This is a genomic window from Amycolatopsis japonica (genome assembly GCF_000732925.1).
GTDB lineage: Bacteria > Actinomycetota > Actinomycetes > Mycobacteriales > Pseudonocardiaceae > Amycolatopsis > Amycolatopsis japonica.
Window position 1 is genome coordinate 854,885 of record NZ_CP008953.1, and the last position, 24,892, is coordinate 879,776.

Below are 24,892 nucleotides of genomic sequence, written 5' to 3' on the forward strand. Positions count from 1 at the left end.
GACTTGCCCTTTCGTACGCGCTTGCGTGCCCTTTGGTGCGTGAGCGCGACTGCTGGACCTTCGGTCCCACCTCCTTCCTCTTCCGTGTTCTCCCTCGTCAAGCGGATGTCCGGACTTGACAGTTCGATCTGCTCCGCCGTAGATTACCAAATGGTTATGGAACCGCAAGGTTATCCAGTGGCCATCGAAACGAACGATCGTGAGAAGTCGAAACTCGTGAGAACGGCTAGAACGGCCGAAATGGAAGGCGGGCGACCGTGGCACAAGATCTGCTCGATGTCACCTTCGCGGCGCTCGCCGACCCCACCCGCCGCGCGATCCTCGCCCGGCTCGCGCGTGGGGAGGCCACGGTGACGGAACTGGCCGAGCCGTTCGCGATGAGCCAGCCCGCCATCTCCAAACATTTGAAGGTGCTGGAGCGGGCGGGACTGGTGGCGAGGGGGCGCGATGCTCAGCGCCGCCCCTGCCGGCTGGTGGCCCAGCCGTTGAAGAACGCGAATGAATGGATCGGCGGCTACCGTCGCTACTGGGACGAGGCCTTCACGGAGCTGGATCTCGTTCTGGAAGGGGAGATCCAGCACTCGGAACGCCGGGGCGAGACCGACTGACCACCGCACGACCGGAAAGGAACAGCACGATGGGACGAACTCTCAGCGTGACGAAATCCGGCGATCACGAGATCGTCATGACGAGGTCCTTCGACGCACCGAGGGCGTTGGTGTTCGACGCGTGGACGAAACCCGAGCTGGTACGCCGTTGGTTCGGTCCCCGTGACTGCGAGGTCGTCGAATGCGAAATCGACCTGCGGGTCGGCGGCGGATGGCGCTACCGGCTGCGCCACGGCGGGATGGAGATGCTGCTGCAGGGCGTCTACCAGGAGATCGACCGTCCGGGACGGCTCATCTCCCTCGAGACGAACGAGGACTGCGAGGCAGCGGAAGGTCAGGCCTTGGCGACTCTGACGTTGGTCGAACACGACGGGGTCACCACGCTGACCCAGGTGGTGCGGTACGGCTCGAAGCGGATCCGGGACGCCGTACTCGAATCAGGGATGGAGCGTGGCGTCGGCGAAGGCTTCGACAAGCTGGCCGAGCTCGTGGCCGCTCCGGTGAAGGTGGGAGCACGATGAACGCCATCGCCGACCGTTACCGCGTCAGGGCCGACGCCTTCGAGCGCAAGATCGCCGCCGTCGAGGCCGGGCAATGGGAGAACCAGTCTCCTTGTGAGGAGTGGAACGCCAGAGATGTCGTCGAGCACATCATCGACATGCACGGCGCCATGCTGAGGCCCTTCGGACGCGCCCTTGGGCCGGCGCCCTCGCTCCTGGACGACCCGCTGGGGGCCTTCCGGGCGGCTCGCGCCGACGTCGAAGCCATCCTCGGCGATCCCGTGCTCGCGGCCACGGAGCAGGAGACGCCGTCGGGGAAGTTGACCGCCGAACAGCACATCGATCAAGTCGCCAGTGCCGACATGATCATCCACGGCTGGGACCTGGCCAGGGCCACCGGTCAGGACGACACGATCGATCCGGAGGAGGTCGCGCGGATGTGGCCGGAAGCGCAGGCGATCCCCGAACAGATGAGGATCCCGGGCGCGTTCGGGCCCGGGATCGTCGTCTTCGGCCCTGAAGTGAAGGTGCCCGAAGACGCGCCCTTGCAGGACAGGCTGCTCGGACTGATGGGCCGAAACCCGAACGCCTGATACGGGTCAGACATGGATCCCGCGATGTCGCCGGACGGGCCGGGCGGGAACCGGTACCGCGGCGGTATCGGTCCCCTTGGCCGCGGCCAGGACACGTTCCAGAACCGACAGAGAGGTGGTGAGCAAGGAAATCTGGTTCTGGATGCGGGTCTTGGCGATCTCCAGTTCGCCGGTCATCTCCGGCGAGGGCACCAAATGCGTATGGTCCCCGGAAACACCAGGAAGGAGTTCCGCGATCTTGCCACTGCACAACCCGGCCGAATAGAAGAGCTGGATCTGCAGCACCCTGGCGATGTCGTCTTCGGTGAAGGTCCGGTAGCCGTTGCCGCATCGGTCGGGTCGCAGCAGGCCTTCCGTTTCGTAGTACCGCAACGAGCGGACGCTCACCCCGGTTCGCTTCGCCAGTTCGCCGATCCGCATGAGTCCACAGTAGCCGCGGAAACCGAGGTTGACCGTGACGCCGGTGTCAGGGTTTAGCTTCGCGTTCATGAGGTTGCTAGAAGCGTTCCGCAGTACCGCGATCCAGCTGCCGAACCGCGTGGCGATGGCTCCGATGACCAGGGGTCGCGCCGACGATCTCACCGGCGTGCCACATCCGCTGACGGCCGAGTACTACTCGCAACGTGCGAGCGCCGGGTTGATCGTGAGCGAAGGCATCTGGGTGAACAAGACCGGCAAGAGCGGCCCGGGAATCCCAGGACTGGTGACAGAGCAGCAGGCCGAGGCATGGCGTGAGGTGACGGCGGCCGTGCACGAGGAAGGCGGTCGGATCTACGCGCAGCTATGGCACGCGGGACGGGTCAGCCACCCCGGCGTGACGGGCCGGACACCGGTGGCACCGTCGGCGGTCCGGCAGGCCGGACGGATCTTCTCGGCCGGCGGCTGGACGGACACCGTCGAACCCCGCGCGCTCGGCGAGGAGGAGATCGGCGAGGTCGTCCAGGACTTCGCCGACGCGGCTCGCCGGGCCGTCGAGGCGGGATTCGACGGTGTGGAACTCCATGGCGCCAACGGCTATCTCATCCAGGAGTTCCTCGCCGGCAACACCAACCTCCGGGGGGACCGTTACGGCGGCTCGATCGCCGCCCGGCTCACCTTCCCGCTCGAGGTGGTGGCGGCCGTGACCGAGCGGATCGGTGCGGCCAGGGTCGCTCTGCGTATTTCGCCGGGCAACCCGGAGAACGACATCGTGGAAGACGATTGGAAGGAGGTGTACTCACGACTGCTCGCGGAACTCCGCCGGTACGAGCTCGCGTACCTGCACGTCATCGATACCCCTGACGTCGAAGTGCTGTCGCACCTGCGGCCTTTGTGGCCGGGAACGCTCGTCGCGAATCTGCGATCCGAGAAGCCGACCAGCCGCGCCGAGGGGGAGTCCTTGATCGGAGCCGGCCTGGCCGACGTGGTCGCCTTCGGCAGGTTGTTCATCGCAAACCCGGATCTGCCCGCCCGATTCGCTCTCCACGCCCCGCTCGCCGAGGCGGATCACGACGTCTACTACGGCGCCCGGCTCGACGGCTACACCGATTTCCCGGCGTTCGAACCGGACTCGGCGAAGTTCGCCTGTTCGGCGCGCAGCTGATCTTGGCCGCCCGTTCTACAGTGCGGGGATGGTCAAGACGGCAGTGGAAATCGCGGCGGCTGTGCGCGCCAAGGAACTCGACCCGGTCGAGGTGACGCGTGAGGCGTTGGCCCGGATCGCGGCGGCGGACGGGGTGGTCGGCGCGTTTCGCCGGGTGCGGGTCGACGAAGCACTCGCTGAGGCCGCCGCCGTCGCCGAACGCGCGGATCTGGCCGATCTGCCCCTGGCCGGGGTGCCGGTCGCGGTCAAGGACGTCGCGCCGATCGAGGGTGAATACGCCTCGTGGGGTTCACGAGCGGGCTCGTCGACGCTGTCCACTGAGGACGGTGAGATAGCGCGGCGGCTACGCGCCGCCGGTGCGGTGATCGTCGGCCTGACCCGGGTGCCGGAGCTGTGCATCTGGCCGTCGAGCGACGATCCGGACGGGACGGCGCGTAATCCGCGCAACCCGTCGTACGCCGCCGGCGGTTCGTCGGGCGGGAGTGCCGCGGCCGTCGCGGCCGGACTCGTGCCCATCGCGCACGGCACCGACGGTCTGGGCTCGATCCGGCTGCCGTCCGCGATGTGCGGGATCGTCGGTCTCAAACCGGGTAAAGGCGTGGTCCGCGTACCGGGGGAGAACGGCTGGTTCGGCCTGTCCACGCACGGTCCGATGACGACCACGGTGGCAGACGCCGCCGTGCTGATGTCGGTCCTCGCAGAACGGCCCGGCCTGGCGGATCTCGCCGAGCCGAAGCGGTCCCGTATCGCCCTGTCGACCCAGGTCCCGTTGACGAGGGCGCCGCTGCCGCGCGCGTTCAGCCGGGCCGTCACCCGGGCCGGAGAGCTGTTCCGCGAGGCTGGGCACACCGTCGCGCCCGGAACACCGCGGTACAACGCCGGAGCGATCGGTGGCCTCCTCGTGCGCTGGGTCGCGGGCCCGGCGGAGCAAGCGGCCGAGTTCGATCTCGGCGCACTCCAGCCCCGGACCCGTACCCACGTCCGGCTCGGTCGGCTGATGGCCAAGCGCGTCCGGGAGACCACCCGGGAGCGCTGGCTGGAGCGTGCCGAAGAGTTCTTCGCCGACCACGATGTCCTGGTCACGCCCATGATCGCGACCCTCCCGCTCAAGGCACGCCCGTGGCACGACAGCCGATGGATCGCCAACGTGCTGCCGTCCCTGCGTGTGGCGGGTTTCGCCGGGCTGTGGAATCTCGCGGGCTATCCGGCGATGTCGGTGCCGATCGGCGCGCATCCTTCGGGCATCCCGGCCTGCGTCCAGCTCGTCGCCGCGCCCGGCGGGGAAGCGCTCCTACTGGGCCTCGCCGCCCAGCTCGAAGCGGCCAATCCCTGGCCACGCACGACCGCCTCCTGACCGAGCCCGAAAGAGAGCAAGGGACCTTTGCTACCACTCTCCACAAGGGAGTGGTAGCAAAGGTCCCTTGCTACTTCGCGCTGGTCAGGAGCCGGTTTTGGCCGGTGACGGCTTCTGCCCGTTCGCCTTCGGGCCGTTCTGCTCGCTCTGTCCGTTCTTCGGCGCAGCGGCGGCAGGCGCCGAAGAAGCGGGCTTGGCGGGAGAGGGTTTGGCGGCGGCCGGAGCCGTCGCCTTCGAGGCGGGCGGCTCGGCAGGCTTACCCGCCGGCTTCGTTTCCTCGGCCTTCTTGTCTCCGCCGACGAGCTTCGAGGCGTGCGGGATCACCGACTCCTCGGGCAGCGCGGCGAGCATCGCCTCGCTGCCCTTCAGGACCTCGTCGGCCTGCATGAGACTCTTGCGGGCCTGTTCGCGGATCTCGGCCAGCCGCTCGACCTTCCGCTGGGCGGCCGTCGTGCGCTGGGCGGCCGTCGTCGTGGCCTCGTCGAGCCGGCGCTTGGCCTCGCTCGTCGCCTCGTCGATGCGGCGCTTCGCCTCCGCGGTGGCCTCCGCGATCCGGCGTTCGGCCTGGTTCTTGCTGGCCGTCTGCTGGTCGGCGATGTGCTTCTCGTGCGCCGCCTTCTGCGCCGAGATCGTCTGCTCGAACTCGCGCTCGATCTTCCGGCGCTTGCGCTCGGCCTCGTTGTCCAGCAGTTCCCGGCGCTGGGCGGCCTCGACGGTCAGCCGCTGGACCTCGGCGCGCGTCTCGGCGAGCGCGGATTCGTGCTCGGAGTGCAGCGCGTCCGCCTGCTTGTCCAGCTCGGCGACGAGCCGCGTGTAGCGCTCGCGGAGCTTCTTCGAGGCTTCACTCGAAGAAGCCCAGTGCTTCTCGGCGGCGACTTCGGCACGCTTCGTGATCTCTTCCGCGCGCGCCTGCGCGAGCGTGACGGTGCGCTGCATCCGCTCGTCGAGGTCTTCGAGCCGTTCCGGCGGCTTCTTCAGTTCCTCGATCCTGGCGTTCAGCTTCGCCACCTCGTGGCGAACGGTTTCGAGTTCGCGCGTGGCCGAGGTCGCCTGCGCGATCGCGGCGTCGCGGTCGGTGATCACGCGATGCAGCTGGGCTTCGAGATGATCCAGATACTGGCGCACTTCGTTCCGGTCGAAGCCGTGCCAGGCCTGGGTGTACTCGCGCCGCAGGGGCAACAGGCCGTTGTCTCGCTCGGGAACCATGGCCACGACGGTACCTGCGTACGCGGGGTCGCCGTTGTCAGGCTTGGTGATTCACCGACGTGTGTCGTCTCTCAGCTGCGATCCCTCACCTGAACGGCCGCCACCCGTGTGCGCAGTGTCACCAATGGAAGCCGCGGCTGAGCCGGGCGAGCGCCATCGCCGCGCGGGACAGATGCTGCTCGCCCTTCCCGATTTTGAGTCCGCCTTCGCCGCCCGCGGCCGCGGAGTCCGGGAACACGCGGAATCCTTGGTAGGCCACGGCATCCGTGAGCCCCGGCGTGAGCGTGTACGCGAGCCCGATCGCCTGCCCGGCGGGTGTGCCGATGTGCTTCGGACGTTCCCGCAGCGCCTTCATCACCATGTCCGCGGCCTGATCCGGGGATTTGGTCGGAAACGCGTCATAGATCTTCGTCGGCCGGATCATCGGCGTCCGCACGAGTGGCATGTGGATGGTCGTGAAGGTGATTCCGTCGCCGTGGGTCTCGGTCGCGGCGATCCGGGAGAAATAGTCCAAAGCGGCCTTCGACGCCGCGTACGCCGAAAAGCGCGGCGCGATTCCCTGCACACCGATCGACGAGACGTTGACGATATGCCCGAATTTCCGCTCGGACATATGCGGCAGCACCGCGAGGATCAGCCGCACCGCGCCGAAGTAGTTGATGGCCATCGCGCGTTCGTAATCGTGGAACCGGTCGTACGACAGTTTGATCGACCGCCGGATCGAGCGCCCGGCGTTGTTCACGAGCATGTCGATCCGGCCGTGCTCGGCGAGCATCGCGTCGACGGCCTTGTGCACCGATTCCTCGTCGGTCAGGTCGGCCGGGTACACCGACGCCGTGCCGCCGGCGGCGATGATCTCGTCCCGCACTTCTTCGAGTTCGTGACGGCGCCGCGCGACGAGCAGCGGCACCCCGCCCGCGGCCGCGACCTTGATCGCGGTCGCGCGGCCGATCCCCGAGGACGCGCCGGTGATGATCACGCGACGGCCGTCCAGTTCGCCGCGAGGGCCGTGCTTGCGCGCGCGGAACGGGTCCAGGTGCTCTCGCCAGTAGCGCCACAGGGTGGGCGCGTACTCCTCGATCCGGGGTACCTCGACACCCGAGCCGATGAGTGCCTTGCGCGTCGACGCCGACGAGAACACCGACGGGAAGGCCATGGTCTCCAGCAGTACCGGCGGGATGCCGAGCCGCTCCATGACGGCGTCGCGCGCGATCGTGAAGCCGGGGATGTGCTCGCTCAGCTTCACCAGGTTGACGATGCCCTTGGACACGCGTTCGTTGAGCTGCACGGAGATGGTCGGCGCGCCCGCGGCCTTCGCGAAGGCGTTGTAGACCGAGACGACCGGCTGTGGCTCCGGGTTGACCAGGTGGAACGCGCGCCCGTCGAGGCCCTTCGTGGTGACCAGGGCGTTCAGCGACTCGGCGACGTAGTCGACCGGGACGACGTTGGTGTCGCCGAGGTCGGGGCCGACGATCGGCACGTCGGGCAGCCCGGCCAGCCTGCTGATCGCGGGGAACAGGTAGTACGGGCCGTCGATCTTGTCCATCTCGCCGGTCTCGGAGTTCCCGACGACGACCGCGGGCCGGTACACCCGCCACGGCACGTCCTGCTGCTCGCGAACGAGGCGCTCCGCCTCGAACTTCGTGCGGTGGTACGGCGTGAGGAGCCGCTGGCCGACGTCGAACATCTCCTCGGTGAACATGCCCTCGTGGTCCCCGGCGACGGCGACCGAGGACACGTGGTGCAAGCAGCCGGCGTTCAGCTCGGCGGCGAGCGCGATCACCTGCGCGGTGCCTTCGACGTTGGCCTTGATGCTGGCTTCGTCGTCGGCGGTGAGGTCGTAAAGGGCGGCGAGGTGCACGACGTGGTCGACGCCGCGAAGCTTCTCTCGATCCTCTTCGCCGACGCCGAGCAGCGGCTCGCCGAGGTCACCGGTGACGAGGGTGACGCGTTCGGGATGCGGCCAGGCGTTCACGAGTTTCGCGAGTTTGTCCCGTGAGGACGCTCGGACGACGAGCGCGACCTTGTCGACGTCGTCCCTGGTGAGCAGTAGCCGGGTGAACTGGCGCCCGATCAGTCCGGTCGCCCCGGTCACCAGAAAAGTCGCCATCTGCCTCACCCTTCACCGTGCTCGCCCGCGTCCCCCGGCATTCTGCTGCATCGGGACGGCGAGGACCACCACGGCGCCGGTGAAGTTACTCACGGGTAACTAGGCCGGGTCGGCGATGACGACCCGGTTCTCGGCATAGCCGGTCTCCCCGCCGACCCAGCGGCCGCCGCAGGTGACGAGCACTATCCGATGCGGACCGGACTGGCCGAACAACTCGTCCGCCCGCTGCGGCAGCTCGTTCTTCTTCAGCGTGATCAGCTGGGAGACCTTGTACTGCCAGGACTTCCCGGCCTTGTCGACCACGGTGACGGCGCCGCCGATCCGCTCGGTCCACAGTTCCGCGAACGGACCCGTCGCGCCCTTCCAGTTCACGTGCCCGGCGAACACGCTCGCCCCGGTGGCCGAGCTCAGCTCGGCGCCCCACCAGGTCACTTCGCCGAGGTTCTCCGGCACCGGAAGCTCCGCGCCCGGCCCGAGTTCCTTGCGCACGAGTTTCGCCGCGCCGCCCGCGGGCAGCCGGATCGTCCCCGGACCCTGCGGCTTCGGAGCTTCAGGCTCCTTCGGCGGCGGCGGAGCGGACGTCGGGGTCGTGGGGACGATGTCCGGCGGAGGCGGGACCTCCTGCTGTGCGGGTGCGGCGGGGGCTCCACCCGCGACAGTGACGGAGACGGGCTGAGCCGTCCCCGTCACCACGGTCGTCGGCGGCCAGATGAGCAGGGCCGCGACGAGGTCCGCGCACAGGACCGTGACCGCTCCCAGCGCGAACCCGCGTCGTACTGACATTCCTGAACCCTCTTAGCGTCGCGAAGACCGCCGCGCGGCCACGCCCACCATCACCGAACCGAGCAGCGCGAGCGCGCCGACGCCGAGGATGCCGGCTGTCGACGCCGAGTGCTCGACGGTGCCCTGCATCATCGCCACCGGCCGGTCACCGGCGGGGATGGTGCGCGGTACCTCGTTGGGCGTGTTGGCGACCTTGAGGGCCAGCGTCTCACCCGGCTTGAGCTCGCCGCAGGCGGACGGCGGATTCTTCGGGTCGAACGCGTTGGTGTAGCCCGGCGGCGCGCTGACCTCGACCACGCAGATCTCCTGCGGGGTCCGCAGGTTCTCCACGGTGACCGTGCCGTTCTCGCCTTCGGTGGTGACGACGGCGGGTTTGCCGTCGGCGCCGTTGAGCGGCTTGCCGTCGTGGCCCACGGCGGCGGTGGCCTTGTCCTTGGCGGTGATCCGCAGCGCGGCGCCCGCGATGCCCTTGCCGGTCTTCGCGTCGACCTTGGTCACCTGGACCTTGCCCGGCTTCGCGACGACCGCGACCCCCTGGGCCTTCAGTTCCTTCTCGCCGCCGGTCGACACGACCTTCTGCACGCCGGTCTCGACGGGGAACTGCACGTACGGCCGGTCCGCGGGGGCGGACAGCGAGCTGGCCAGCTTCGGCTGGTCACCGGTCGGCGTCACCTTGACCGTGACGGTGCCGTCCTCGCCGGTCTTCACCGTGGTGGCCTTCTCGGCCTTGGCGTTCGAGGTCGACGCGGGCTTCGTGCTCTCGCCGCCGCCGATGGTCGCGTTCGACGGAGTGAGCTGCACGGGCACCCCGGAGATGCCCTTGCCCTTGGAGTTCTTGACGCTGATCGTCCACTCGCCCGCGGTGCCGATGTGCTGGTCTTCCTTCGGCGGCGTGATCGCGGTGGTCCACGGACCGCGGTTGGCTTCGGCGTCCTTGGTCAGCTTCTCGACGGCCGAGGCGGCGTCGGCGTGCTGCGCCTTCAGCTTGTCGAGGTGGCTCTGGACGTCGTAGCCGACCTTCTCCGGGGGAAGGTCCGGCTTGAGGTCTTCGGGGGAACGAGGCTTCGACGTCCACGAGTGCAGCAGGTGCGCGAGCGCGGCGGCCTCGGCGTTGTCCTTGGTGCCGCCGTAGCGCAGCAGCAGGTAGGAGATGTTGGCCGCGGTGTCCTCCGGGAGCTTCGCGCCCCATTTGTCGAGGAGTTCGTCGCCGGGCTTGTACTTCTCGTTGGTGTCCGGCGCCTTCAGCTGGAAGGAGACGCAGAACACGTGCTTGCCGTTGACGACGTAGGAGCCCAGCCAGTCGCGTTCTCTGGGCTCGCCGTCGACCGTCTGGCCGGGCGTGACCTTGTAGCCGACGCCTTCGTTGTCGACGGCCGAAGCCGGTGTCGCCGCGACGGTGGCGGACAAAGCGCCTAGCAGGCACGTCGCGATCAGGCTGGTCAAGGCGCGCGAACGCACGCTCGGGCGTGTGGTCCACCCCATGGTGTGTTGACTCCTTTGGCCGTGCTCTGCCGTCGACGCCTGTACGTCGACGCAGGTCACACGATCGATAGGTTCCCCGACACGCCTTCGGTGATTATCCGAACACGCACCGTGGAGGGTGTCCTGTGAGCAGCGCTTTTGGCAATAGGGCATCAGGTGGGGTATCGGTGAACGGTCGGTGATCTCCGCCGCATACGGTGTGGGGGATGGGCGTCGCGCCGATTGTGAGTAAAGTCGTCTTTACTTCGACGGGAACCGGGCGGCCCTCGTGGTCGTTGAACCCGATGCAGGTGCCAGTAGATCCAGGAGGATCAGGTGCGATCCAGTAGCAACCCGGCGTTCCGGAACCTGCCGCGTGGCGCGGCTCAGTACGGACCCAACGTAGGCTTCAACCAACCCCAGGGCGGCGTGCCCGGCTACGGCCCTCCGCAGACCTCCGCCGGCGCCGACGACCGTCCGATGACCGTCGACGACGTCGTCATCAAGACGGCGCTGAGCCTCGGCACCGCGCTGGTGACCGGTGTGCTCACCGCGATCTGGGCGCTCAGCCAGCTGCCCACGGACGCCGCGGGCCGGATCACCGGTATCAGCGGCGGCGTGATCGGCGCCCTCGTCGGCGGCATGATCGTCGGCCTCGTGATCTCGCTCGTGATCATCTTCAAGCAGAAGCCGAGCGGCCCGCTCACGCTGGCGTACTCGGCGGCCGAGGGTGTCTTCCTCGGTGCGATCAGCGGCCTTTTCGAGGCGCTGTACCCCGGTATCGCGCTGCAGGCGATCATCGGTACCGCGGGTGTCTTCGTCGCGATGCTGGTCGTCTACAAGACCGGCGCGGTCAAGGTCACCCCAAAGCTGACGAAGTGGATCATCGGCGCCGTCGTCGGTGTCGCGATCCTGATGCTGGTCAACCTCATCACCAGCTTCTTCGGCTTCAACCCGCTGCGTGACGGCGGGCCGATCGCGATCATCTTCAGCCTCGTGGTGATCGGTGTCGCGGCGTTCAGCTTCCTGCTCGACTTCGACCAGGCCGACCGGATGATCCGCGAAGGCATGCCGTCGAAGTGGGCGTGGTTCGCCGCCTTCGGTCTCATGACCACGCTGGTCTGGCTGTACCTCGAGATCCTGCGGCTGCTGTCGTACTTCCAAAACGACTGACGCCGATTCTCCGCGAAAGGGCGCTCCGAGCGATCGGGGCGCCCTTTTTCGTGGCGGCGAATACCCTGCTGGCATGACCGAACACAGGCGTTCCAAGTGGTTCTGGCTGGGCATCCTGCTGCCGGTCGCGATCGTGGTGCTCAGTGCGTCTTCGTGGATCATCGGTTATCTCTCCAGTACGGACGACGTCCGGGTGGGCGACTGCTACGCGGTCACCACCTTCGGCGACGTCGACGAGGATCCGGCCAAGGCGGACTGCGGCTCCGTCGAGGCCAACGCGAAGGCCGGGGCGAAGACCGACGCCGGCGGCGCGTGCCCGGCGGGCGAATACGATCAGCTCACCGTCGACAAGACGTTCGCCTCGTACCGGCTTTGCATGATGATCAACGCGAAGCAGGGCGACTGTCTCGAGAACTTCCTCGCCGACAGCGTGGCCTATCAGAAGGTTCCTTGTTCGGACCGCGCGAAGGACGCCGAAGTCCTGAAGGTGGTCGACGGTGTCGCGACCTGTGACGACACGGAGGCCACCCATCTCAAGAGCTACTCGACGCCACCGTCGACGGTCTGCGTGAAGAGCCTCAAATAGCGACCTCCACCAGGGGCTTTCACTCTTTCGGGGGGCTGGGTGGTGGCCCTGATCACGGTAAGTGTTTGATACCGAGGTTCTCATTCCTCTTCACACCTGTGAGGTTTCTCGGTGACCACTTCCCAGCCGGCCCCTGGGGGCCAAATGCCGGTGGGACAGCCCGACGTTTTCGGTCAGCCGTCTGCACCCAAGAAGTCCAAGCTCCGTTGGCTGAGATTCGCCATCCCGGTGCTCGTCGTCGTGATCGGCGGCGGTTTGTTCCTTTTCAATCACTTCACCGGGACGGGCAGTGCCCAGGCCGGTGAATGCCTGAGCGTGACCGAGTTCTCCCGGACGGCCGACGAGCCGAAGAAGGCCGATTGCGGCGCGCAGGAGGCGAACGTCAAGATCGCCGCCCGCGTGGGCGGCGGCGAGTCCTGCCCGGAGGGCGGCTACGACAGCATCTCGATGTCCGGCCGGATCTCGTACACGCTGTGCCTCATGCCCAACGTCAAACAGGGTGACTGCCTCAAGGGCTACACCTCGAAGACCGCCGGCTACCAGAAGGTGTCCTGCACCGACCCCGCCAAGGACGCGGAACTGGTGAAGATCGCCAACGTTTCGGACGAGGCGACCTGCGAGGGCACCGAAGCCAAGCGAGTGGCGACGTACTCGACGCCGCCGACCACGATCTGCATCAAGACGGCGGAGTAGACCTAAGCGCGTGAAGGCCCCCTTTCCTCGGCTCAGCGGAGGAAAGGGGGCCTTCACGCGTGCCGGGGGAGCAAGGGACCTTTGCTACCACCCCGCCATCCGGCCGCGTCGGAGCCGCCGTTCGTCGCACAGTGTGGGACGGGCTGCGATCGGGTGGTCACCGGTCCTAACGTTGCTCGTCCCCCACCCCGCCGATCGATCAGGAGTCCTGGTGGCGACGACGGAAACCCAAGCCGGTGAGAAGAAACTCCTCGACTTCCCGACCTCTTGCGCCGCCCCGGTCCCGCGACCGGAGGAACCGGTCAAGGTCGTGCCGCTGGCGGTCGCGGGAGCCCTCGCGGTCGGGCTGACCTGGTACGTCTGGGCCGCGCACGGCGCGAAGTTCGGGGTGCTGCTCATCCTCGGCCTGCTGCTCGGCCTCGCGCTCTTCCACTCCCGGTTCGGATTCACTTCGGCCTGGCGTCAGCTGATCGCGGTCGGGAACGGCCAGGGCCTGCGCGCGCATACGCTGCTGCTCGGCACGGCCGCGACGTTGATCGCGCTGATCGTCGGCACCGGCTCCGGGCTCTTCGGCAGCACTCCGAAGCCGACCGCGGGCGGGCTGGGGCTCGCGCTGTTCGTCGGCGCGACGATCTTCGCCATCGGCATGCAGCTGGGCGGTGCGTGCGCGTCGGGAACGTTGTTCGCCGTCGGCTCCGGGCAGTCGACGATCGTGCTCACCCTCGGCGGGTTCATCACCGGATCGGTCCTCTACACGTGGGCGTATCCGCTGCTGTCGGGCTGGCCCGAGTTCAAGGGTGTCCTGCTCGCCGACCACGTCGGCTGGTTCGGTTCGTGGGTGATCACCGTCGCCGTCCTCGCCGCGATCGTGCTGGGGACCCGGTTCGTGCAGAAGCGCCGCAACCCGCCGCCGGTCGACGTCGTCCCGACCGCGCGCGGATTCGCCCGGATCTACCGCGGCTCCTGGCCGATCCTCGTCGGCGCCGTCGTCCTCGGGGTGCTGGCGGGCGCGGTCTTCCTGGTCTCCGGCGGGATCTGGGGTGTCACGAGCGCGTTCAGCCTGTGGGGCGCCAAGATCCTGCAGGTGTTCGGCCTGCACCCCGAGACCTGGGAGTTCTGGCGGATCAAGGCGAACGCGGCTTCGCTGGCGGGGCCGATCTGGAAGGACAAGAACAGCCTCACCGACATCGGCATCATGATCGGCGCCGGGGTGGCGGCCGCGGCGGCGGGCGCGTGGAAGATCCACAGCTCGATCCCGTGGCGGTCCGCGGTGGCCGCAGTGCTCGGCGGCATCCTGATGGGCGTCGGCGCGCGGATGGCCGGCGGCTGCAACATCGGCGCCTACCTCGGCGGTATCTCGGTCGGCAGCCTCCACGGCTGGCTGTGGGGCGTCTTCGCGCTCGGCGGCACCTGGATCGGGCTCAAGCTGCGGCCGCTGTTCGGGCTCGGCAATCCGGCCCCGACCGACAGCGTCTGCTGATCACTCTTCGTGACACCCTGTACGCGGGTCTGCCCTTTCGGCCCGCATACAGGGAAAAAGTTGGCAGGTAAAACCCGTGTTCGGCTACCCTCGGCTACATACCTGAGTTTGTGCCCTCATGCACAAGCTCGGTTGGGGAAGGCCCGGCGCTTCGCCGGGCGTCGATCTCGTAGTCGCGACCACGGGGGTTGTCGCGTCCACTCAGTACCAGGGGACGGACCTTTCATGTCAACGCAAAGCCCGGCCGCACCGGGCGGAGACAAACTCGACGCCGGCGTGCTCAAGGTCGCCGGCGTCGTCATCCTCGGCGCGATCATGGCGATCCTCGACACGACGGTCGTCAACGTCGCGCTCCAGAAACTGACCATCGAGTTCCAGACCTCGTTCGACACCATCCAGTGGATCGCGACCGGCTACATGCTCGCCCTGGCGACGGTCATCCCGATCACCGGCTGGGCTTCGGACCGCTTCGGCACCAAGCGGCTCTACATGACCGCGATCGGGCTGTTCCTGATCGGCTCGATGCTCGCCGGGATGGCCTGGGACGTCGAATCGCTGATCATCTTCCGGGTCCTGCAGGGCTTCGGCGGCGGCATGCTGATGCCCGCCGGAATGACGATCCTGACCAGGGCCGCCGGTCCGCACCGGATCGGGCGGGTGATGGGCGTGCTCGGGGTGCCGATGCTGCTCGGCCCGATCGGCGGCCCGATCCTCGGCGGCTGGCTGGTCGACGCGGTGAGCTGGCGCTGGATCTTCTACATCAACGTGCCGATCGGCCTGATCACCATGGCGATGGCCTGGCGCCTGCTGCCGAAGGACCGGCCGGAGCCCAGTGAGCGGTTCGACTTCGTCGGCATGCTGATGGTCTCGCCGGGTCTGGCGGCGCTGATCTTCGGCGTCTCGAACATCCCGGCGGCGGGCGGTGTCGGCGCGGTGGACGTCTGGCTGCCCGCGCTGGCCGGGGTCGCGTTGCTGGTGGCGTTCGTGTTCCGGGCGAACCGGGTCACGAACCCGCTGCTCGACCTGAAGCTGTTCAAGAACCGGTCGTTCTCCGTCGCCATGGTGACGATGACCTTCTTCTGTGTCGCGTTCTTCGGCGCGATGCTGCTCCTGCCGACGTATTTCGTGCTGGCGCGCGGCGAATCGGCGATGAACGCCGGTCTGCTGCTCGCTCCGCAGGGTGTCGGCGCGATGCTGACCATGCCGATCGCGGGCCGGTTCGCGGACAAGATCGGCGCGCGGAAGATCGTGCTGCCCGGTCTCGTGCTGATGCTCGCCGGGTTGATCGCCTTCACCCAGATCACCGCCGCGACGCCGTACTGGCTGCTGCTTTCGGCGCTGTTCGTGATGGGGCTCGGCATGGGCGCGACGATGATGCCGATCACCTCGGCCGCGTTGCAGACGCTCAAGTCGCAGGACATGGCGAAGGCTTCGACGGCCACGAACATCCTGCAGCAGACCGCCGGGGCGATCGGTTCGGCCGTGCTGTCGATCATCCTGGCGGCCCTGCTTGCCGGGAAGTTCGGCGTGCCGACCGCGCAGGGGCAGCTGGCCGCGACGGCCGCGGTGATGAACCCGGCGACGCGCGAAGCGGCTTCGGGGCTGACCGCGGACGCGTTCTCGACGACGTTCCTGTGGTCGATGATCCTGCTCGCGCTGTGCCTGATCCCGGCGGCGTTCCTGCCGAAGACCAAGCCCGCGCCGCCGGAGGGCGCGGCCGACGGTGAGGTCGCCGCGGCACCGCCGGTCATGACCCACTAGGGCACGAAAAAGGGAGCAAGGGACCTTTGCTACCGCCTGCTTAGCCACGCTAAGCGAGTGGTAGCAAAGGTCCCTTGCTCCCTTTCCGCAGGTCAGCGGGTCAGGAGAGGCGCTCCAGCACCATCGCCATGCCCTGGCCGCCACCGACGCACATCGTCTCGAGACCGAACTGCTTGTCGTGGTGCCGCAGCGAGTTGATCAGCGTCGAGGTGATCCGCGCGCCGGTCATGCCGAACGGGTGGCCGACGGCGATCGCGCCGCCGTTGACGTTCAGCCGGTCGAGGTCGATCCCGAGGTCCTTGTACGACGGGATGACCTGCGCGGCGAACGCCTCGTTGATCTCGACGAGGTCGATGTCGCCGATGGACATCCCGGCGCGCGCGAGCGCCCGCTTCGACGCTTCGACCGGGCCATAGCCCATGATCTCCGGCGACAGCCCCGAGACGCCGGTCGAAACGACGCGGGCGAGCGGCGTGAGGCCGAGTTCCTTCGCCTTGGTGTCGGACATGATGATCACCGCGGCGGCGCCGTCGTTGAGCGCGCAGCAGTTGCCCGCGGTGATCCGGCCGTCGGGGCGGAAGACCGGCTTGAGGCCGGAGACGCCTTCGAGGGTGACGCCGGCGCGCGGGCCGTCGTCCTTCGAGACCACCGTGCCGTCGGGCAGGGTCACCGGGGTGATGTCGTTGGCCCAGAAGCCGTCGGCGATGGCCTTCTCGGCGAGGTTCTGCGAGCGGACGCCGAACTCGTCCATCTCCTCACGCGAAACGTTCTTCAGCCGCGCCAGGTTTTCGGCGGTCTGGCCCATCGCGATGTAGACGTCCGGCAGGACACCGTTCTCGCGCGGGTCCGTCCAGCTGTCGGCGCCCTCGGCCGCCACCTGCGCGGTGCGGGCCTCGGCGTCGGCGAACAGCGGGTTGTGCGTGTTCGGCCAGGAGTCCGAGCTGCCGTTGGCGAAGCGGGAAACCGTCTCGACGCCGGCGGAGATGAACACGTCGCCTTCGCCGGCCTTGATCGCGTGCAGCGCCATGCGGGTGGTCTGGAGGCTCGACGAGCAGTACCGCGTGATCGTGCAGCCGGGCAGGTGGTCGTAGCCGAGTTCGACGGCGACGGCCCGGCCCATGTTGAAGCCCTGCTCGCCGCCGGGGAGACCACAGCCCAGCATGAGGTCTTCGATCTGCGTCGGGTCGAGTTCGGGGACCTTGTCGAGCGCGGCACGGACCATCTGCGCGGTGAGGTCGTCCGGGCGGATGCTCACCAGCGATCCCTTGCCGGCGCGGCCGATCGGGGATCGGGCGGTGGAGACGATGACGGCTTCGGGCATGGAACGACACTCCCTTGTTCTCGATCCAGACGCGCTAAGCGGTTGCTCACCTCGCATCCTCCACCGGAGGGAGGTGCGGGTCAAAGGCGAACGCGACCCACGCCACTCTTTCAGTCGGCCCCGTCTGATCCCGGTTCTCACGCCGCCGGAGTTGAGTGGACACATCGCGACCTGCGGCGTTTAGGCTGTGGGAGTGGAATACGTCGAGCACATCGTGGACCTCGTGGGCAACACCCCTCTGGTCAAGCTGAACGCACTGGCCGAGGGGCTGCAGCCGCTCATCCTGGCCAAGGTCGAGTACGTCAACCCCGGCGGCAGCGTCAAGGACCGCATCGCGCTGCGGATGATCGAAGCCGCGGAGCGTTCCGGCGAACTGAAGCCCGGCGGCACCATCGTCGAGCCGACGTCCGGCAACACCGGCGTCGGGCTGGCCATGGTGGCGCAGCGCAAGGGATACAAGTGCGTGTTCGTCTGCCCGGACAAGGTCAGCGAGGACAAGCGCAACGTGCTCAAGGCCTACGGTGCCCGCGTCGTGGTCTGCCCGACCGCGGTGGCGCCGGAGCACCCGGACTCCTACTACAACGTCTCCGATCGTCTCGTCCGCGAGATCGAAGGCGCCTGGAAGCCGAACCAGTACGCCAACCCCGAGAACCCCGCCAGCCACTACCACTCGACCGGCCCGGAGCTCTGGAGCCAGACCGAGGGCAAGATCACGCATTTCGTCGCGGGCGTCGGCACGGGCGGCACGATCTCGGGCACCGGCAAGTACCTCAAGGAGGTCAGCGACGGACGCGTCCAGGTCATCGGCGCCGACCCCGAAGGTTCGGTGTACTCCGGCGGGACCGGGCGGCCGTACCTGGTCGAGGGCGTCGGCGAGGACTTCTGGCCGGACACCTACGACCGTGACATCGCCGACCGGATCATCGCCGTGTCGGACGCGGACTCCTTCGACATCACCCGCCGCCTCGCGCTCGAAGAGGGGCTGCTCGTCGGCGGTTCGTGCGGTATGGCCGTCGCCGCCGCGCTCAAGCTCGCCGAGGGGCTCGGCCCGGACGACGTCGTCGTCGTGCTCCTGCCCGACGGCGGCCGCGGCTACCTCACCAAGGTGTTCAACGACAGCTGGATGTCGTCCTACGGCTTCCTGCCGCCGGACTCCAGCGGCGCGACCGTCGGCGACGTCCTGATGAAGAAGAGCGGCTCGCTGCCGAGCCTCGTGCACAGTCACCCGAACGAGACCGTCGCCGAAGCGGTGGCGATCCTTTCGGAGTTCGGCGTCAGCCAGATGCCCGTGGTCAGCGCGGAGCCGCCGGTCATGGCGGCCGAGGTCGTGGGCGCGGTCAACGAGCGCGATCTGCTCGAAGCGCTCTTCACCGGCAAGGCCCAGCTGGCCGACCGGCTCGAGCAGCACATGTCGCCCCCGCTGCCGACCATCGGCGCCGGTGAACAGGTGAGCGCGGCGATGGAGGCGCTCTCGGGTGCCGACGGCGCGCTGGTGCTGGTCGACGGCAAACCGGCGGGTGTCGTCACCCGGCACGACCTGCTCGCGTTTCTCGCGGGACGGTAAAGAGGCATTTCATCGGATGGTCGGGCCGGGGCGTTACGAGCGGCCCACCCGGCTATCCGATAGCGTGTCGGATGAGTTGAACTTTTATGTCCTCGTCAAGGGGGTTCAAGACCCAAATGAGTGCTCCGCAGCCACCGAATCAGCCTTGGGGTGGCGCCCAGCCACCGCAGGGACCCCCGAGTGGCCCTCAGCCGCAGCAAGACAACCCGTTCGGTTCCCCGGAACCGACGCAGGTGGTGCAGCCCGGGCAGCCGGCCCAGCCCGACTACGGGCAGCCGCAGTACGGGCAGCAGCCTTCCCCTGAGCAGCAGGGCGGCGGGTTCGGCGACACGCCGGAGCCCACACAGGTCGTGCAGCCGGTCCAGCCGGGTTCCGGCGACGCGAACGCGACCCAGGTCGTGCAGCCGGTGAGCGGTGGCGGGGAGAGCCCCACCGCCGAGTCCACCCAGCTCGTGCCGCCGGGTTCGCAGCCGCCCGCCATCCCGTACGCCCCGCCGCCGAGCGCGGCCGACAACCCGGCCGCCGGTGCCTACGGCGCCCAGGGTGGCGGCTTCGGTCAGCAGCAGGGCTTCGGCCAGCCCCAGCAGGGCGGGTTCGACCCGGCGCAGGGCCAGCAGCAGCCCGGTTTCGGCCAGCCGCAGCAGGGCTTCGGCGGACCGCCGCAGGGCGGCTTCGGCCAGCAGCCCGGTTTCGGCGGGCCGCCCCCGGGTTACAGCCCCGCGGCAGCAGGCGGCGGCGGTGGCAACCAGATGTTCGGGTTCATCGCCGGCGGCGTCGTGGCGCTGCTCGGCCTGATCGCCTTGATCGTCTCGTTCGTCTACTTCGGTGACGCCAGCGACTACTCGAAGATCTTCGACAGCGCTCCGAACCAGGAGCAGATCGACAAGTTCCTCGACGAGGCCGGTGTGGCCGGTCCGGGCGCCACCTGGTTCTACGTGATCATGCTTCTGGTCGGATCGCTCGTCTCGATCGCCGGTGGTGTGGGGCTCGCCCTCGCGGGCAAGCTCCCCGGCACGGTGAAGAAGATCGCGCCGATCGTCGTCGCCGCGGGCGGCGCGTTGCTGGTGCTGTTCGGCGTCCTCCTGCTCAGCGGTTCGACCCCGTCGTCGGACTTCCTGGACAAGCTGCCGCCGTCCGCTCGGGAAGGCGCCGGTATCGGCGGTGGCCTGCTGCACCTGCTCCTCGGCATCGTGATCCTGATCGTCGGTGTGCTGGGCCTGATCCCGGCGACCGCGCAGTTCGTCGGCCTCGGTGGCGGCGGTTCGGTGCTGGGCGCCCCGCAGGGCGGTCAGCCCGGTGGTTTCGGTGGCCCGCCGCAGGGTGGTTTCGGCCAGCCGGGGCAGCCCGGTCAGCCGGGCCAGCCCGGACAGTTCGGCCAGCCGCAGCCGGGTGGCTTCGGCCAGCCCGGACAGCCCGGCCCGTCTTCGGGTGGTTTCCCGCAGCAGGGTCAGCCCGGTGGTTTCGGGCAGCAGCCGGGTCAGCAGGGCCCGCCCAGTGGCGGGTTCGCCCAGCCGGGCCAGCCGCCGCAGGGTGGTTTCGGCCAGGCCCCGCAGCAGCCCGGCGGTTTCGGGCAGCAGCCCGGACAGCAGGGGCCGCCCAGCGGCGGTTTCGGCCAGCCGGGCCAGCAGCCCGGTCAGCCCCCGCAGCAGTGGTGATTCGCCGCCGCTGAACGGTTTCGTTCGGAACACCCCCGGCCCGTGGCCGGGGGTGTTCCGTTTTGGCCGGGGTATGCCGATTCGCCTGCCACGGCCGGTACCCGCGGACTAGGGTGAGCGCCGTTGACCACACCTGGCCCGACGGGAGCGACGTGACCGGTCCGTACGGATATCCCGCCCAGCAGCCCGGACCGCCAGGTTTCGGGTACCCCGCACCGCAGGCCAAGCCGTCCGGGGCGACGGCGATCATCGCGGCGGTGCTCGGCCTCGTCGGGGCGCTCGCGTCCGGTTTCATCCCGATCCGCTACTTCATCGAGCTCCCGTCGGGGTTCAGCCTTTCGAACCTGCCCGGCTTCGCGCTCGTCGAACTGGTGCTGTACTTGGTCGCCGCGCTGTTCCTGCTGATGGGCGCGCTGACGACGTTCTTCCGTTCGCTGATCGGCGCCATCCTGCTGATCCTCGGCTCGCTGCTCGCCATCCTGGCCGTCGTGCTGGAGCCGATCGCGTTCCGCGTGCCGTACCGGATCCATCTCGACATCCTGCTCCGGTTCGCGACCTTCGACGGTGTCCTCCGGCTGGCCATGGTCGTGTTCGGTCTGGTGTCGCTGCTGCTGGCGGTGCTCCCGCCGACGTTCAGGTACCTGCGCTGGCGGCCCGCCCCGGTGCAGCCGTATCGGCCGCAGAATCAGTTTCCCCAGCAGGGTGGATGGTGAGATCCTGAGCCGTCCGGCTCGGCTTGGGGGAGTTCGATGGGGCAGAACCAGTCTTCGGGGACCGCGATCGGCGCGGCCGTCCTCGCCATCCTGTGCGGCATGCGGTACTTGTCCGAGGCGGGCGCCTTCGTCGGGCAGCTCGCCTTTCTCGGGCCGGCTCCCCAGTACTTCGCCGGAACCGCGTGGAACGGGGTACTGACGGCGGCCTTGTTCGTCGGCGGCATCCTGTTGCTGCTGCGCCGGACCCTCGGCCGCACCCTCGTCGTCGCCGGGACGGCGCTCGCGATGGTGGCGACGTTGCTCGCGAACGGAGCGGCCCGCGCGTACTTCTTCGCCGAAGTGGACGGAGAGCCACTGGTGACAGGAGAGGTGGTCGCGTTCGTCCTGTTCGTGATGACCTTCGCCGCGCTGGTGCTGTCGGTGATCAGGCCGACCTCGGACTGGCTGGAGGGACGACGGCCCGACGAGGAAGAGCCGTCGAAGCAGGATCGGCTTCCCGGCTGGTAGCCGGGGATGGGACAAGGATTCGGCAAAGGGGAGAAATGACTTACCAGCACTACCCGCCGCAGGGCGGCTACCCGGCACCCGGTGCCTACCCGCCGCCGGGAATGGCGCGGCAACCGAGCGGGGCGACCGGGATCATCGCCGGGATCTTGGCGATCCTCGGCGGGCTCTGGTTCCTCGCCGGGACCGTGTCCCACGTCATCGAGCTCTCCCATTACGTCATTTCGTTCCTCGTCGTCGGGGCGGTGCTGGACTTCGTCAGCGCGGCTCTGCTGCTGGGCGGCGGGATCCTGCTGCTCGTGCGCAAACGCGCCGGACGGGTGCTCACCGTGATCGGTTCCGCGGGCGCGATCGGGTTCGTGGCGCTGACCTTCCTGTTCCGGGCGATCGGCTCGAGTTTCTACTTCTCGTACGGCGGGGTGATGCTGCATTTCGGCTTCGGCTGGCTTCTCTTCGTGGTCCTGATCCCGGCGATCGTGACCCTCGTGCTCGCGCTGATCCCGCCGACGGGGCGCTGGCTGGCGGCCAAGAACACTCCCACGCAGCCGCCCAACTTCGGCTACCCGCCACAGCCCGGCTACCCGCCGGCTCCCGGTGCCCAGCAGCAGGGACAACCACCCGCGCAGTGGTGAGTTCAATCCCAGACGATGGGATCCCGGGTGGGTGGCCGTACCCTTGGGGGTATGGCCGACGATTACTCTCTGCTGGGCTTCGAGACGCGCGCGATCCACGCCGGGCAGACCCCTGATCCCCGTACCGGCGCGGTCATCGTGCCGATCTATCAGACCTCGACCTACGCGCAGGACGGCGTCGGCGGCACGCGCGAAGGCGACTACGAGTACTCCCGCACCGCGAACCCCACGCGCACCGCGCTGGAGGTCGCGCTCGCGGCGCTCGAAGGCGCGCGGCACGGTCTGGCGTACGCGTCGGGGATGGCGGCAAGTGACGTCCTGCTGCGGGCGACCCTGCGGCCCGGAGACCACCTCGTGCTCGGCAACGACGCGTACGGCGGCACTTTCCGGCTGATCGACAAGGTGCTCAGCCTGTGGGGCGTCGAGCACACGGTCGCCGACCTGGGGAACATCGCCGAGGTTCGCGCCGCGATCCGGCCGGAGACGAAGCTGATCTGGTGCGAGTCGCCGACGAACCCGATGCTGGGGATCGCCGACATCGCCGCGCTGGCCGAGGTCGCGCACGGCGCCGGCGCCCGCCTGGTCGTCGACAACACCTTCGCCACCCCGTACCTGCAGAACCCGCTTTCTCTGGGTGCCGACGTCGTCCTGCACTCGACGACCAAGTACCTCGGCGGGCACTCCGACGTCGTCGGCGGCGCGATCCTGACGAACGAGGACGAACTGCGCGAGCAGCTGTTCTACCTGCGCAACGCCGCGGGCGCGGTGCCCGGTCCGTTCGACGCCTGGCTGACCCTGCGCGGGATCAAGACGCTCGCGTTGCGGATGGAGCGGCACAGCGACAACGCCGAACTGATCGCCCGGATGCTGCTGAAGCACCCGAAGGTCGAGCGGGTCTACTACCCGGGCCTGCCGGAGCACCCCGGCCACGAGATCGCTTCGAAGCAGATGCGGCGCTTCGGCGGGATGATCTCGTTCACCCATGTCGACGGCGAGCAGGCCGCTCTCGAAGCCGCGTCGAAGACGAAGCTGTTCATCCTCGCCGAGTCGCTGGGCGGGATCGAGTCGCTCATCGAGCATCCTGGCCGGATGACCCACGCGAGCACCGCCGGGTCCACCCTGGAAGTGCCGGACAACCTGCTGCGCCTGTCGGTCGGCATCGAGGACGGCAGCGACCTGATCGCCGATCTGGCCAACGCCCTGGGCTGACCGCCGCCGAGCCCGGAGAGTGAGCAAGGGACCTTTGGTGTCGTTCGCGTAGCCATGCTAAGCAAATGACAGCAAAGGTCCCTTGCTCCTTTCGCGCTGGTCAGCGCGGTGTGGTGGGAGGAAGCGCCCGGTTACGGGCGGAAGTTGCTGGGCGTGACGCCGGTCTTCGCGTCCGCCTCGTGCGAAGTCCCCTGCGGCGCGGCGGGCAGCTCCGAGCCGTCGACGCAGCCGCCGACGAGCTCGATGTGGTTGTCGTGCCGGATGTACTGGCCCGGGTCCACGCAGCCGGCGCGGTCGACCGTGTAGACGGCGGCGCCGGTCAGCAGTGCGGCCGAGGTGAGTGCCAGCACGACCGGGAGCATCCCGGCGGAGCGGGTCGCCCGGACCCTGCCGATGTTCCCCCGTGCCATGTGAGCTCCCTGGTCGCCTTCGCCGACGCCGTCAAGAGTACCCGGACCGCGAACTTGTCACGTGACGTATCCGTCAGGTGGCATCTTCCGGCCGCGGATCGGCCTCGAACACCTCAGTCCTCAGTGGACGGCTGACCGGTGATCGCGGCGACCGCGAGTTCCCGTTCCGGCTCGCCGACCTCGGGCAGGGTGAACCGCAACGCCCTGATGTGACCGAGGAGTTCGGGATCGGGGGCGACGTCGTGCTCGCGCAGGTAGTAGGCGACCGCGCCCGGCCAATACCACCGGCCGTCCGTGCGGAAGTTCAACGGCACCAACGGTTCCCTGTCGGGGTCGAAGGCGTCGGCGTCGTAGGTCCGCGACGCCAGCACGACCGGCGCGCCGTCGAGGTACTGCAGCACCCGGTCCCGCTCGGCAGGGGACAGCGGCTCACGGTTCACCATCGGGCGGCCCGACTCGTCGAGACCGTCGTGGACCCGCGGGACGCGCAGCGCCTCCGGGGTTTCGGCGAGTGGAGTCGCCACCGCGGGTTCGGCGGGCGGCTCGGTGTCGAGCCCGGCTCGCTGCCGTAGCCAGGGCGGGATGGACTGCTCGGCGCGCGGGAAGAACCGCAGTTCGTCCTGGAAGCCGATCTGCGGCGGCGCCTGCCGCCACGGCGGCTCCACGTCCGCGAGGAAGTCCGTGCTGAGCACGGTCGCCGGACCGTAGACCAGGATCGCGTTCAGCCAGGTCCCGCGGCCGGGCTGGTACATCCCCGCCCGCAGGTTGCCGAGCAACTGCACGGCTTCCTGGCTCGCCTGCACCGGACGCGGCAGCCCATCCTGGCCGGTGACGAGAAGGTCGACCTCGACATGCCTGCCCGCCGCCCGGAACTCGACGCGCATCTGCCGCCAGCCGGGCGGCAGCGGCGTCGCGAGGGCGTGGCCGATCTGCCAGACGAGCTGCTGTTGCTGCTGCTGGTTCAAGGACGCCGGTGGCTGGGTCATGTTCCCTC

The 24,892-nt window shown here is 68.7% G+C and carries 24 protein-coding genes; 16 read left to right on the forward strand and 8 right to left on the reverse strand.

Annotated features, from left to right (window positions below; translation table 11 throughout):
- Positions 1-257: 257 nt before the first annotated feature.
- From AJAP_RS04320 to AJAP_RS04330, 3 genes are read left to right on the forward strand one after another with little or no spacing between them, the layout of a single operon-like run.
- The gene (locus tag AJAP_RS04320; RefSeq protein WP_038508318.1) at positions 258-608 is read left to right on the forward strand and encodes an ArsR/SmtB family transcription factor; all 351 of its coding nucleotides are present in this window, start codon (positions 258-260) and stop codon (positions 606-608) included.
- Between the two features lie 29 nt (positions 609-637).
- Positions 638-1,129 carry an SRPBCC family protein gene (locus AJAP_RS04325; RefSeq protein WP_038508320.1) on the forward strand — a complete coding sequence of 164 codons (492 nt, stop codon included), beginning with the start codon at positions 638-640 and terminating at the stop codon, positions 1,127-1,129.
- Positions 1,126-1,701: a TIGR03086 family metal-binding protein gene (locus tag AJAP_RS04330; protein WP_038508323.1), complete on the forward strand. Its 576-nt coding sequence runs from the start codon at positions 1,126-1,128 to the stop codon at positions 1,699-1,701. Before AJAP_RS04325 ends, AJAP_RS04330 begins: the two co-directional genes overlap by 4 nt.
- Before the next feature lie 6 nt (positions 1,702-1,707).
- Here the strand turns inward: AJAP_RS04330 and AJAP_RS04335 are convergent, their stop codons facing one another.
- The gene (locus AJAP_RS04335; RefSeq protein WP_051972338.1) at positions 1,708-2,190 is read right to left on the reverse strand and encodes a MerR family transcriptional regulator; all 483 of its coding nucleotides are present in this window, start codon (positions 2,188-2,190) and stop codon (positions 1,708-1,710) included.
- Here AJAP_RS04335 and AJAP_RS04340 point away from each other — a divergent pair.
- Positions 2,189-3,283 (forward strand): alkene reductase, encoded by a 1,095-nt coding sequence (locus AJAP_RS04340; protein WP_038508326.1) that lies wholly within the window; start codon positions 2,189-2,191, stop codon positions 3,281-3,283. The two genes, AJAP_RS04335 and AJAP_RS04340, sit on opposite strands and share 2 nt — an antisense overlap.
- 28 nt (positions 3,284-3,311) lie before the next feature.
- Entirely contained in the window at positions 3,312-4,637 is a 1,326-nt protein-coding gene (locus tag AJAP_RS04345; protein WP_038508328.1) for an amidase, read from the forward strand.
- An 84-nt stretch (positions 4,638-4,721) separates the two neighbouring features.
- On the opposite strand, the gene AJAP_RS04350 is transcribed toward AJAP_RS04345, so the two are convergent.
- From AJAP_RS04350 to AJAP_RS04365, 4 genes are all read right to left on the reverse strand, one after another.
- Positions 4,722-5,843 (reverse strand): coiled-coil domain-containing protein, encoded by a 1,122-nt coding sequence (locus AJAP_RS04350; protein WP_038508329.1) that lies wholly within the window; start codon positions 5,841-5,843, stop codon positions 4,722-4,724.
- A gap of 118 nt (positions 5,844-5,961) precedes the next feature.
- A complete protein-coding gene (locus AJAP_RS04355; protein WP_037340779.1) occupies positions 5,962-7,953 on the reverse strand; it encodes an SDR family oxidoreductase in 1,992 nt (663 codons plus the stop codon).
- Positions 7,954-8,052: 99 nt separating this feature from the next.
- Positions 8,053-8,736: a class F sortase gene (locus tag AJAP_RS04360; protein WP_038508331.1), complete on the reverse strand. Its 684-nt coding sequence runs from the start codon at positions 8,734-8,736 to the stop codon at positions 8,053-8,055.
- Between the two features lie 12 nt (positions 8,737-8,748).
- Positions 8,749-10,218 (reverse strand): SpaA isopeptide-forming pilin-related protein, encoded by a 1,470-nt coding sequence (locus tag AJAP_RS04365; RefSeq protein WP_038508334.1) that lies wholly within the window; start codon positions 10,216-10,218, stop codon positions 8,749-8,751.
- 315 nt (positions 10,219-10,533) lie between these two features.
- Here AJAP_RS04365 and AJAP_RS04370 point away from each other — a divergent pair, with 315 nt between their 5' ends.
- The 5 genes from AJAP_RS04370 (at position 10,534) to AJAP_RS04390 (ending at position 15,890) form a co-directional block, all read left to right on the forward strand.
- Positions 10,534-11,370, forward strand: a complete 837-nt coding sequence (locus tag AJAP_RS04370; protein WP_038508335.1) for a Bax inhibitor-1/YccA family protein — start codon at positions 10,534-10,536, stop codon at positions 11,368-11,370.
- 73 nt (positions 11,371-11,443) lie between these two features.
- A complete protein-coding gene (locus AJAP_RS04375; protein ID WP_038508338.1) occupies positions 11,444-11,956 on the forward strand; it encodes an LppU/SCO3897 family protein in 513 nt (170 codons plus the stop codon).
- Between the two features lie 111 nt (positions 11,957-12,067).
- Positions 12,068-12,649: an LppU/SCO3897 family protein gene (locus AJAP_RS04380; protein ID WP_228694858.1), complete on the forward strand. Its 582-nt coding sequence runs from the start codon at positions 12,068-12,070 to the stop codon at positions 12,647-12,649.
- Positions 12,650-12,860: 211 nt separating this feature from the next.
- Positions 12,861-14,129, forward strand: coding sequence for a YeeE/YedE family protein (locus tag AJAP_RS04385; RefSeq protein ID WP_038508342.1), 1,269 nt, complete (start codon positions 12,861-12,863; stop codon positions 14,127-14,129).
- Positions 14,130-14,354: 225 nt separating this feature from the next.
- A complete protein-coding gene (locus tag AJAP_RS04390) occupies positions 14,355-15,890 on the forward strand; it encodes a DHA2 family efflux MFS transporter permease subunit (protein WP_038508344.1) in 1,536 nt (511 codons plus the stop codon).
- Positions 15,891-15,990: 100 nt separating this feature from the next.
- On the opposite strand, the gene AJAP_RS04395 is transcribed toward AJAP_RS04390, so the two are convergent.
- Complete coding sequence (locus AJAP_RS04395; RefSeq protein WP_038508346.1) at positions 15,991-17,211, reverse strand: acetyl-CoA C-acetyltransferase; 1,221 nt, start codon at positions 17,209-17,211, stop codon at positions 15,991-15,993.
- A 193-nt stretch (positions 17,212-17,404) separates the two neighbouring features.
- Here AJAP_RS04395 and AJAP_RS04400 point away from each other — a divergent pair, with 193 nt between their 5' ends.
- The 6 genes from AJAP_RS04400 to AJAP_RS04425 all read left to right on the forward strand — a co-directional run bounded on the left by AJAP_RS04400 (position 17,405) and on the right by AJAP_RS04425 (position 23,488).
- On the forward strand, positions 17,405-18,775 hold the full coding sequence (locus AJAP_RS04400) for a cystathionine beta-synthase (RefSeq protein WP_038508348.1): 1,371 nt from the start codon (positions 17,405-17,407) through the stop codon (positions 18,773-18,775).
- 233 nt (positions 18,776-19,008) lie between these two features.
- Positions 19,009-20,430, forward strand: coding sequence for a hypothetical protein (locus AJAP_RS04405; RefSeq protein WP_038508349.1), 1,422 nt, complete (start codon positions 19,009-19,011; stop codon positions 20,428-20,430).
- Positions 20,431-20,543: 113 nt separating this feature from the next.
- The gene (locus AJAP_RS04410) at positions 20,544-21,143 is read left to right on the forward strand and encodes a hypothetical protein (protein WP_228694859.1); all 600 of its coding nucleotides are present in this window, start codon (positions 20,544-20,546) and stop codon (positions 21,141-21,143) included.
- A 36-nt stretch (positions 21,144-21,179) separates the two neighbouring features.
- Entirely contained in the window at positions 21,180-21,650 is a 471-nt protein-coding gene (locus AJAP_RS04415; RefSeq protein WP_038508352.1) for a hypothetical protein, read from the forward strand.
- 35 nt (positions 21,651-21,685) lie between these two features.
- Positions 21,686-22,279, forward strand: a complete 594-nt coding sequence (locus AJAP_RS04420) for a hypothetical protein (protein WP_038508353.1) — start codon at positions 21,686-21,688, stop codon at positions 22,277-22,279.
- Positions 22,280-22,330: 51 nt separating this feature from the next.
- The gene (locus AJAP_RS04425) at positions 22,331-23,488 is read left to right on the forward strand and encodes a cystathionine gamma-synthase (protein WP_038508355.1); all 1,158 of its coding nucleotides are present in this window, start codon (positions 22,331-22,333) and stop codon (positions 23,486-23,488) included.
- A 131-nt stretch (positions 23,489-23,619) separates the two neighbouring features.
- Here the strand turns inward: AJAP_RS04425 and AJAP_RS04430 are convergent, their stop codons facing one another.
- A complete protein-coding gene (locus AJAP_RS04430; protein WP_037340809.1) occupies positions 23,620-23,898 on the reverse strand; it encodes a hypothetical protein in 279 nt (92 codons plus the stop codon).
- A gap of 113 nt (positions 23,899-24,011) precedes the next feature.
- Positions 24,012-24,884 carry a hypothetical protein gene (locus AJAP_RS04435; RefSeq protein WP_038508357.1) on the reverse strand — a complete coding sequence of 291 codons (873 nt, stop codon included), beginning with the start codon at positions 24,882-24,884 and terminating at the stop codon, positions 24,012-24,014.
- Between the last annotated feature and the right edge of the window lie 8 nt (positions 24,885-24,892).

What these genes read in the sequence shown, in the direction of transcription:
- AJAP_RS04340 (WP_038508326.1), top strand. Translation starts at nt 2,189, where the DNA reads ATGAGGTTGCTAGAAGCGTTCCGCAGTACCGCGATCCAGCTGCCGAAC.
- AJAP_RS04430 (WP_037340809.1), bottom strand. Translation starts at nt 23,898, where the DNA reads ATGGCACGGGGGAACATCGGCAGGGTCCGGGCGACCCGCTCCGCCGGG.
- AJAP_RS04330 (WP_038508323.1), top strand. Translation starts at nt 1,126, where the DNA reads ATGAACGCCATCGCCGACCGTTACCGCGTCAGGGCCGACGCCTTCGAG.
- AJAP_RS04425 (WP_038508355.1), top strand. Translation starts at nt 22,331, where the DNA reads ATGGCCGACGATTACTCTCTGCTGGGCTTCGAGACGCGCGCGATCCAC.
- AJAP_RS04335 (WP_051972338.1), bottom strand. Translation starts at nt 2,190, where the DNA reads ATGAACGCGAAGCTAAACCCTGACACCGGCGTCACGGTCAACCTCGGT.
- AJAP_RS04345 (WP_038508328.1), top strand. Translation starts at nt 3,312, where the DNA reads ATGGTCAAGACGGCAGTGGAAATCGCGGCGGCTGTGCGCGCCAAGGAA.
- AJAP_RS04360 (WP_038508331.1), bottom strand. Translation starts at nt 8,736, where the DNA reads ATGTCAGTACGACGCGGGTTCGCGCTGGGAGCGGTCACGGTCCTGTGC.
- AJAP_RS04435 (WP_038508357.1), bottom strand. Translation starts at nt 24,884, where the DNA reads ATGACCCAGCCACCGGCGTCCTTGAACCAGCAGCAGCAACAGCAGCTC.
- AJAP_RS04415 (WP_038508352.1), top strand. Translation starts at nt 21,180, where the DNA reads ATGGGGCAGAACCAGTCTTCGGGGACCGCGATCGGCGCGGCCGTCCTC.
- AJAP_RS04420 (WP_038508353.1), top strand. Translation starts at nt 21,686, where the DNA reads ATGACTTACCAGCACTACCCGCCGCAGGGCGGCTACCCGGCACCCGGT.
- AJAP_RS04350 (WP_038508329.1), bottom strand. Translation starts at nt 5,843, where the DNA reads ATGGTTCCCGAGCGAGACAACGGCCTGTTGCCCCTGCGGCGCGAGTAC.
- AJAP_RS04365 (WP_038508334.1), bottom strand. Translation starts at nt 10,218, where the DNA reads ATGGGGTGGACCACACGCCCGAGCGTGCGTTCGCGCGCCTTGACCAGC.
- AJAP_RS04375 (WP_038508338.1), top strand. Translation starts at nt 11,444, where the DNA reads ATGACCGAACACAGGCGTTCCAAGTGGTTCTGGCTGGGCATCCTGCTG.
- AJAP_RS04325 (WP_038508320.1), top strand. Translation starts at nt 638, where the DNA reads ATGGGACGAACTCTCAGCGTGACGAAATCCGGCGATCACGAGATCGTC.
- AJAP_RS04390 (WP_038508344.1), top strand. Translation starts at nt 14,355, where the DNA reads ATGTCAACGCAAAGCCCGGCCGCACCGGGCGGAGACAAACTCGACGCC.
- AJAP_RS04395 (WP_038508346.1), bottom strand. Translation starts at nt 17,211, where the DNA reads ATGCCCGAAGCCGTCATCGTCTCCACCGCCCGATCCCCGATCGGCCGC.
- AJAP_RS04355 (WP_037340779.1), bottom strand. Translation starts at nt 7,953, where the DNA reads ATGGCGACTTTTCTGGTGACCGGGGCGACCGGACTGATCGGGCGCCAG.